Source organism: uncultured Lamprocystis sp., from assembly GCF_903933125.1.
Classification (GTDB): domain Bacteria; phylum Pseudomonadota; class Gammaproteobacteria; order Chromatiales; family Chromatiaceae; genus Thiodictyon.
The window spans coordinates 1-1,965 of sequence record NZ_CAIZIZ010000060.1; the positions used below are offsets into that span (position 1 = coordinate 1).

The 1,965-nt window shown below is 64.3% G+C and carries 1 protein-coding gene; it reads right to left on the reverse strand.

Annotated features, from left to right (window positions below; translation table 11 throughout):
- Window positions 1–142 precede the first annotated feature (142 nt).
- Window positions 143–1,369 (reverse strand): pyridoxal phosphate-dependent aminotransferase, encoded by a 1,227-nt coding sequence (locus QZY03_RS02615; protein WP_295578016.1) that lies wholly within the window; start codon window positions 1,367–1,369, stop codon window positions 143–145.
- Window positions 1,370–1,965 lie beyond the last annotated feature (596 nt).

Consider the following 1,965-nt stretch of genomic DNA (forward strand, 5'->3'; position numbering starts at 1 on the left):
CCGAGTCCCTGAGACCGAGCGGCGCGCCTTATCCACCCTACAACGGAGCTGGTTTTGTAGGGTGGATAAGCGCAGCGCATCCACCATCGGCCTCGCTGCCGACACGCTGTTGGCGGCGGCCACCCAAATTTGGAACTGCTGCTCAACCGCCGTGCCGCTTGCGGTAACCGTCGAGGAAGCGGCCGATCCGCTCCATCGCCTCGCCCAGGTCGTCGGTGTTGGGCAGGAAGACGACGCGCAGATGATCCGGGTGGGGCCAGTTGAAGCCGCTGCCCTGAACCACCAGCACCTTTTCCTCCAGCAGCAAATCCAAAATGAAGTGCTGATCATTGATGATGGGGTAGACCTTGGGGTCCAGCCGCGGGAACAGATAGAGCGCCGCCTGGGGCTTGTGGCAGGTCACACCGGGGATCGACGTCAGGATGTCGTGGGCCAGATCGCGCTGCTTGCACAGGCGCCCGCTGGGGGCGACCAGATCGTCGATGCTTTGATACCCGCCCAGCGCCGTCTGGATGGCGTACTGGGCCGGGACATTGGCGCACAACCGCATCGAGGCCAGGATATCCAGCCCCTCGATATAGTCGCGGGCGTGGCGTTTCTCACCGGAGACTACGACCCAGCCGGCACGGTAGCCGCAGGCGCGGTAATTTTTCGACAGACCGTTGAAGGTCAGGAACAGCACATCTTCCGCCAGCGAGGCGATGGAGGTATGGGCGGCGCCGTCGTAGAGCACCTTGTCGTAGATCTCGTCGGCGTAGATGATCAACTGGTGGGTGCGGGCGATCTCGACGAGCTCGCGCAGCAGTTCCACCGGGTACAGGGCACCGGTCGGATTGTTGGGGTTGATGACGACGATGGCGCGAGTGGCCGAGGTGATCTTGGCGCGGATGTCGTTGAGATCCGGCAGCCAGCCCGCCCCCTCGTCACAGATGTAGTGGCGGGGCGTGCCGCCAGCCAGGGAGACCGCGGCGGTCCACAGCGGATAGTCCGGCGCCGGCACCAGCACCTCGTCGTCGCTGTCGAGCAGCGCCCCCATGGTCATCACGATCAGTTCGGAGACCCCGTTGCCGATGTAGATGTCGCCCACCTGAACATCGGGGATCTGCTTCTCCTGGGTGTAGTGCATGATCGCCTTGCGGGCGGCGAACAACCCCTTGGACTCGATATAGCCGGCGGCGTTGGGCAGATTGTGGATCACGTCGCGCACGATCTCGTCCGGCGCCTCGAACCCGAACACGGCCGGATTGCCGATGTTGAGTTTGATGATGCGGTGACCCTCTTCCTCCATCTGGTAGGCGCGGGCCATCACCGGCCCGCGGATGTCGTAACAGACATTGGCCAGTTTGGTGGATTTGAGGACGGGCTGCATGGCGGGTACTTCCGGTTGGTGAGGGTGCGGGACGCGGTCCGGTGAGCCGAATGCGCCGGGATGGCGCGGTCGGAACGCGGATCGGGGCCGTTCTTGGCAAGCCGGTCAAGGTACTAGATCCCGCCGGGGGCTGGCAAATCCCGCGGCAACAACGGTGCGATCGAAACTGATGAGGTAGCATCTGAGCCGCCTCAAGCGCCCCGGCGCGTGGTGGACACCGGACAACGCTGAGGCCATGCGCGCATAGCGCACGACCCGGGCCAACGTGAAGTGATCAGCGTACCGGCAGGGGCGCGTTAAGCAAGCCGCGTGACAGTTCCGGCAACCGGATTGAACCCCTCGTAGGAGCCCGCTTGCGGGCGACGTGACCTGCCGGAATCGCGTTATTCTGCCCTCACCCGTCGCCCGCAAGCGGGCTCCTACGGGTTGGATCTTTGGCCTCGTGACACCGCTCCAGAGATTGGGCAAGTATTCGGACCGTGGTCGGCACCTGGGGTACACTGTCACGCAAGACGAAACCAAGGGGTTGGGGAAGCAATGGACAGGCGCTACAAGCAGGGCACGGCGCGCGGGTACGAGGCACAGCTGCCGCGGCG

What these genes read in the sequence shown, in the direction of transcription:
- QZY03_RS02615 (WP_295578016.1), bottom strand. Translation starts at nt 1,369, where the DNA reads ATGCAGCCCGTCCTCAAATCCACCAAACTGGCCAATGTCTGTTACGAC.